At 51.1% G+C, this 6,000-nt stretch carries 7 protein-coding genes; 2 read left to right on the top strand and 5 right to left on the bottom strand.

The genetic code is table 11. The features are described from left to right. Nucleotides 1-651: 651 nt before the first annotated feature. From KHU29_RS12570 to KHU29_RS12560, 3 genes are all read right to left on the bottom strand, one after another. A complete protein-coding gene (locus tag KHU29_RS12570; protein WP_211453139.1) occupies nucleotides 652-1,296 on the bottom strand; it encodes a hypothetical protein in 645 nt (214 codons plus the stop codon). Nucleotides 1,297-1,441: 145 nt separating this feature from the next. Then, complete coding sequence (locus tag KHU29_RS12565; RefSeq protein WP_211453138.1) at nucleotides 1,442-1,762, bottom strand: hypothetical protein; 321 nt, start codon at nucleotides 1,760-1,762, stop codon at nucleotides 1,442-1,444. 321 nt (nucleotides 1,763-2,083) lie between these two features. Next, a complete protein-coding gene (locus KHU29_RS12560; protein ID WP_211453137.1) occupies nucleotides 2,084-3,217 on the bottom strand; it encodes a helix-turn-helix domain-containing protein in 1,134 nt (377 codons plus the stop codon). Between the two features lie 559 nt (nucleotides 3,218-3,776). On the opposite strand from KHU29_RS12560, the gene KHU29_RS12555 reads away from it, so the two are divergent. Continuing rightward, the gene (locus tag KHU29_RS12555; RefSeq protein WP_211453136.1) at nucleotides 3,777-3,995 is read left to right on the top strand and encodes a dodecin; all 219 of its coding nucleotides are present in this window, start codon (nucleotides 3,777-3,779) and stop codon (nucleotides 3,993-3,995) included. 244 nt (nucleotides 3,996-4,239) lie between these two features. On the opposite strand, the gene KHU29_RS12550 is transcribed toward KHU29_RS12555, so the two are convergent. Further along, nucleotides 4,240-5,307 (bottom strand): AI-2E family transporter, encoded by a 1,068-nt coding sequence (locus KHU29_RS12550; RefSeq protein ID WP_211453135.1) that lies wholly within the window; start codon nucleotides 5,305-5,307, stop codon nucleotides 4,240-4,242. Nucleotides 5,308-5,407: 100 nt separating this feature from the next. Between KHU29_RS12550 and KHU29_RS12545 the strand changes: the two genes are divergently transcribed. Next, on the top strand, nucleotides 5,408-5,644 hold the full coding sequence (locus KHU29_RS12545; RefSeq protein ID WP_211453134.1) for a hypothetical protein: 237 nt from the start codon (nucleotides 5,408-5,410) through the stop codon (nucleotides 5,642-5,644). A gap of 95 nt (nucleotides 5,645-5,739) precedes the next feature. On the opposite strand, the gene KHU29_RS12540 is transcribed toward KHU29_RS12545, so the two are convergent. Then, nucleotides 5,740-5,907, bottom strand: a complete 168-nt coding sequence (locus KHU29_RS12540) for a hypothetical protein (RefSeq protein ID WP_246541907.1) — start codon at nucleotides 5,905-5,907, stop codon at nucleotides 5,740-5,742. Nucleotides 5,908-6,000: the final 93 nt, after the last annotated feature.

The raw sequence follows: 6,000 nt of genomic DNA, 5'->3' as shown, positions 1-6,000 counted from the left end.
TCAGGTGGTAACAATCTGGCTACTGCTCTGTTCTTAAATGCTTCACTGTATCTTGCCACTTCATTTCCTTTGCGCCCCCGTTGATTAATTTCCTATCGAGGCGACATCTATTCTGGCACGGGGGGGTATCATGCGCGCGATATGGCATAGGGCAAACATGAGAAAAAATTTAGGCATTTTTTCTCAAAAAAAAAACCTAGGGGGTAGGGAGGCCGGATCACTTGACCACGCTCTCTAGGTAATCCGCGTAACGGTCTACGATTTCATACCCGGGGATGCACGGTTCAATTTTGAGCCATCTATGAATAATTCGATGCACTTCCAATTTATGGCATACAAGATGGCATACAAATATAGTAAATCTATAACAGACTTAATTAAATGAATGGATTTCAGGCTATCACTAGGTTCTGTATCGAAATAATTGGTCGGCCACAGCCGTCCAATGACATCCACAAAATGCCTTGAAAGCCTCATGAAATATAGACTTTATGTTTCATACCGGCTAATGTTGTCCTTTGACATCTAACGGTTTTGAGTACACAAACCTCGCTACATTCCGGACTGTGTACTCAAAATGCCAAAAGCTGCCAATCCGCTCAATGACACCCGCATCAAGGCTCTGTGAAACAAATCCCATGGGAAGGCCACTTAGAACTCCCACCCCCATTGGGTAGCGGCGTACTGCGGCTCTACTCTTACAGCGTATTGCCGGCCAGGTTGCGGCATAAAGCTGACGCCTATCCGCTCAATACGGTCGAACAACGAAGGCTGCACCCTTACGGTGTCCCCTGCGAAAGTTACTCGGCGTGAAAGCGTTCCGTCGGACACTGCGAGATGGCTACAAACCTCCTGCCGGTTGTTCTCGAAGTGCACGAACACCACGACATAAGCTGCGGCTTGCGAATAGCTGGAGGTCAGCATTACGTCAGCATCGAATGCCGATTCCCGTAGTAGCAATGACACCAACGGGTCTGAGGATGCATGCGCAGGAAGACGCTCCGACCACTTGATTGCACCGTCCTCGCTCCCCCGATCCTGGTCAATGCGAATCGCGCTACGCAAGCGCCAGTCACGCCGCCGCATGTTCTGCTTGTACACCTGCGAGAGAACCAATTCTTGGTCGTCCGGGTCAGAGAAGTCAACTTCGCGGCCGCGTTTCTCGCCAATTTCATTGGCAATGATCCATGCATCACTGTGCAGATCCTTATCCGTCAGTCCGCTCTTGGTAGCGTAGGCTATCCCTTTAAAACGGGATGCCATTTTCGTCAGGAATGATGCAAAAAATCTGAACATCGCAGGTTGTTGTTTTGGTTATCGATGCGACCGTATTCTGAAGGAGGTGTCAGAAATAAGAAAGGCCCCCTTTCGGAGCCTCGTTGAATCAGACATTCAATCGTAAATCGCCAGTTCCCCGCATGATGCTGGCCCGAGATGCCCTCTAAGGAAGTTCGATGCCAAAGAAGCGATTGCCATCGTCTCGCCAGTTACGCGGCAAGTCGTCTTGATAGTCCAAATAGCCGGCAATCGCTTTGATCTGAGTCACTGTCCGCGTACGGAGAGTGAACATGCGATGGACGAGGTCAAGTGACGTAATGAAAGGAATTGCCAACTCTTTTGCGATGAAGCCCATACCACCATCGTCACTGACGGCTACAGTGGGCATGCCATCGTTTGTCAGTACGTAAACGTGGGCAAGAACGGCACAATCAGTTGGCGAGGGGATTGTGTGTCCGTTGTCCTTTATGGCGCGCCAAGACATTTCGGCATGTCTCCGAATATTCTTCCGCATTAGCATAATATTAGTTGGCTGCTTGTCGCGTAACGTCACGAACGATGTCAGATTCGCAGACCGGTTTTCGACATACTGAGCCTCGTCCGGCCAATGGAACTTGCTTTTCAATTTTGGCTGTTTTGCCCACTCGGTATGGACTTCAGAAGTAACCTGCGCAGTCTCCGGTGGAAGAATATATTGCTGCCCAAGTAAGGGATGAATGCTGTATGCGAGCCGCAAGTATGTGCAAGTATCGAGTAGATATAACAAGAGCTTTCTCGCCGGATTGTTGTTTTAAGCGGTGACCGGCTAATTGATAAGCGCCTGATACAGCGCTTTCGCATCAATAAGAGATATATCCATTACCTCGGCCAGCCAGCCAGCCCCATGAGCTGAGTCAGTCAGGTACTGGCGCATAATATTGTAAATTGGCGTTTTGAAAACAGATTCATTCTCTGAAATGTAGTCGGCTGCGTCGGGCTTGCCATCCGGGAAAAGCGCCTCTGAAATCAAAGGGAAGGACTTTTCGAAATTTTTCGATGCACCAAAAAAAGCTGATTTGTGTTGCGTGAAATCCTTCAACCCACGATTTTCCGCGTAACGGTTTAGGCGTTTTACAACGGTATAGAATGAAATTGTTCGTTCCTTGGCCACTCTCTTTATAGTGTTGATAATCACCGGTGCCGACTTGCCGATGATCCCATCATAAAGTTTTTCAGAGGCCGACTCTGGAAACAGTAAGGCTCCCGCGAACTCCTCTGCGAAGTCCTCGCCAGCATCAGAGCCGGCTAGCTTAGGCGTAAAGACATGCGCCAATTCGTGTGCCATCCAAAAATTGAAGTCGCAAGCATTGCTGTCTAGATTTAGGTAGATCCAGGTTGCGCCCGATTCCGGCAAAAGAATATGAAGTGCATTGCCGTGCGCATCCTTTTTCCCCCACATCACAGGAATAATCACAGCCCCCAACTCACTGAACGTTCCAATGAGATGTTGATAGCCGACCGCATCGTCTTCTTGAATACCAAGGGTCTTGCGCAGATCGCGAACCGCATGCTCCACATAGGAATATTCTAGGCTGGGATCGCGAAATTCAGCAGGTTTAAGAAGCTGATTTGGTAGATAGGTCGCGAGTGGGCGTAAAAGGCGTCCTTTTTCCCGGGCGTGCTCCATCTCATTTTCGGTAGTCGTATTTCCTGCTCGCTTTCGGTAGGCGACTACCGGCGCCGGTTGCAGTGGCTCGGTTCTAATAAAAAGGTCGTCGAACGACAACTCTAGAAGCAACGACAGTTTCAGAAGCCTTTGGGGCAAGGGCTGTGTCTCACCCTTTAACCATTGAGTAACGGCTGCCGGCTGCACACCTATACGTTCGGCAAGTGCGGCTTGAGTGTAGCCATGTGCTTTGATCGCGTGCGCTATTTGGGGGATGTTAAGGCGCGGTTCCATGGAGTTGGAGTATTAACTAGTCACAATTAATGGTCAAGCAATATTAAGTTTTATTAAGTGGTTTGTCTTGAATTATGTGGTTTAATAGCCAATTTTTCTCCCAGCTGCAGTCAGATATACTGGCGATCAGTAAGCTGCGCCACTCGAAGTTGTCACTAGCCACTAGGGTTGAGATGAGTGGGCGGCCCGCTACGTCATGCTGGATACGTAATAGCAATTTACTTGGTCTGTGGATAACTTTACGCTTTAAGCACACAGGTAAGTACACAATTTCAATGTGAAATTCCAAGACCTAGTGTGGCAAAGACTTCCCGCCGCTTGTTAGCTTCTGTGTTGATACCTGATATAAATAGCTTGAAAGGGTATTGAAAATCGGTTGAGGGCCACAATATTGATTTGGTCTCCTCCAACTCCCCCTAAGTTTTGGACTTAGCCCGCAACCGCAAGGTTGGCGGGCTTTTTTTTTTGCTTCATCGCAGATTGCTTTACTGCGCAGCAGGAGTAAAGTGAACGGGCACGTGCATCTTCCTTAAAACAGCAATTAACAAAGGAGATTCGTATGTCCGCACATACTTACAAGATAGTCGAACTCGTAGGATCGTCCACGATTGGGACTGACGATGCAATCCAGAACGCGATTTCCAAGGCAGCACTTACGGTGAAACACATTGACTGGTTTGAAGTCATTGGAACCCGGGGGCATATCGCGGACGGCAAGGTCGCTCACTATCAGGTCACGCTCAAGGTAGGCTTCAGGCTTTTGGATGGCGCATCCTGACCGGGGCGATTGCCGTATATAAATAGTAAATAACTTAAAAGGTCTTGAAAATTGGTCGAGGGGCACAATATTGATCTGGTCTCCTCCAAATCTCCCTAAATTTTTGGACTTAGCCCGCTGCCGCAAGGCTGGCGGGCTTTTTTTATTCGTTTCTTGAAAACACATCAAGCGATGACAATATAACAATAAAACCGGTTCGCAAACTCTTGGAAATTATTTTCAACGGCAAATATCTTGAACCAGCTTACCTCACCCAATCACGCCACAACACCGTCAGTACTGTCATCAATGCGGGCCCGATGAAGAGGCCGAGCAGTCCAAACGTCTGCGCGCCTCCGAGGATACCGAACAGGACCAGCAGGAACGGCAGGCGCGTCGAGCTGCCGATCAACAGTGGCCGCACCAGATGCTCGGCGATCAGCACGACAACAAAACCGAATACAAGGACGCTAATGGCGCCAACGGTTGCACCTTGCACGAAAAGCCACAGGGCCGCGCCGCAAAATATGATCGGCGCGCAAAACGGCAGCATGGCGGCGATCGCAGTCAGCAGGCCGAGTAGCGTCGCATGCGGCACACCGGCTATCGCGTAGGCGATGCCCAGCAGCGCACCCTCGCCGATACCGACAACCACCAGGCCGGCGACGGTGCCGCGCACGGCTGCCGTCATCTGGCTCGCGATCAGTGCGCCGTCGGGGCCAAAGGCGCGGCGGGTTGCCTTGACCAGGTTTTCGCTCATGCGCGAACCTGCCAGGAAGATGACGAAGAGCGTGATCAGCATGAAGCCGAACAGGATCAGCCCGTGTGCGGCGACCGCGCCAAAATGGCGGCCGAAAGCAACGGCCGTTTCACCGTGCAACCCGTTCATTACCGGCGAGTCGTGTAGCGGACGTGCGAGGTTTTCTTGCCACCAGCTTGCGATCTGCTGCGCCCCGAAAGGCACGTGATTGATCAGGTCAGGCAGCGGGATGCCGGTAGCCTCGGCCTGCTTGAACCAGGTGACGAAATCGTGCGTCTCGTGTGTCGCCTGTGCAATGACAAGTACGAAAGGCAACACGACGAACAACGCAACAGCAACTGTGAGCAATAAAGCGACGACAGTTGTGCGGGCCCGCGATCCACGTGACGCTTCCAGGCGCAACAGCAGGGGCCACAACGCTATCGCGATCACTGCAGCCCAAACGACTGCCGGGATAAAATCGCGCACAACCCATAGCGCGAGTATGACGAGCACCGCGTAGAGCGCGGTCGATGCGGCTTGCTGGATGTTCTTGTTGCCAGGTTCTGGCTCGCCAGACTTGCGTGGAATCATAGAGGTATATTTTTAGTTGATATGCGTCCTGGCCGGCCGGAGCCGTTTTCAATGGTAACTGAAACGTGTACATTCCACATATCGCACAATAAAGGGATCTATGAAATACCTCTCCAGGCTGCTCCGCGACGAGAACCTCTACATGTGCCTGTTGTGCATACCGATGATGTTTGCCATTTTAAGAGGCAGCAAATTTGGCATAGCTTATGTCGACAGCATGACGCTCAAGATTGGCATTGCAATCCTGGCTCTTTTTCTGACATTGAAAATGACCTGGCTGGCAACCTGGGTCATCCACATGGCAAAAAGCCTGTACAAGATTTGCGTCGGGAAGTAACGCGCTACGAGTCCCATCGACGCTCGATATCGATGGTCAACATCCGGCGCGATTGATGGACATCGTGCCCGCCACCTGCAATCGGTGATTAGTGATCAGTAGCGGTAAGGGTTGTCATCCCTGCGCCGTTCGCCACCCCGATCATCATGGTGCTCGTGCCGGTCGCCGCCATCACGATAACCACCGTCTCTCGGACCATATGGGGCAACTACGCAGCCGCTGAGCAGCACGGCCAGACCAAACAGGATAGCAAGACGTTTCATGACGTATTCCAGACTATTCAGGGATATACGTTTCGACGCTTGAATCCGCGCATCGTTCACCTCGCCCGAGATAACCGGCTCATTGTGGGAGCA

Source organism: Collimonas antrihumi (assembly GCF_018304965.1).
GTDB classification, from domain to species: Bacteria; Pseudomonadota; Gammaproteobacteria; order Burkholderiales; family Burkholderiaceae_D; genus Collimonas; species Collimonas antrihumi.
This window is presented reverse-complemented; position numbering and strand designations above follow the sequence as displayed.

Coding starts and splice junctions, on each gene's coding strand:
- KHU29_RS12570 (WP_211453139.1), bottom strand. CDS start 1,296: ATGTTCAGATTTTTTGCATCATTCCTGACGAAAATGGCATCCCGTTTT.
- KHU29_RS12565 (WP_211453138.1), bottom strand. CDS start 1,762: ATGTCTTGGCGCGCCATAAAGGACAACGGACACACAATCCCCTCGCCA.
- KHU29_RS12560 (WP_211453137.1), bottom strand. CDS start 3,217: ATGGAACCGCGCCTTAACATCCCCCAAATAGCGCACGCGATCAAAGCA.
- KHU29_RS12555 (WP_211453136.1), top strand. CDS start 3,777: ATGTCCGCACATACTTACAAGATAGTCGAACTCGTAGGATCGTCCACG.
- KHU29_RS12550 (WP_211453135.1), bottom strand. CDS start 5,307: ATGATTCCACGCAAGTCTGGCGAGCCAGAACCTGGCAACAAGAACATC.
- KHU29_RS12545 (WP_211453134.1), top strand. CDS start 5,408: ATGAAATACCTCTCCAGGCTGCTCCGCGACGAGAACCTCTACATGTGC.
- KHU29_RS12540 (WP_246541907.1), bottom strand. CDS start 5,907: ATGAAACGTCTTGCTATCCTGTTTGGTCTGGCCGTGCTGCTCAGCGGC.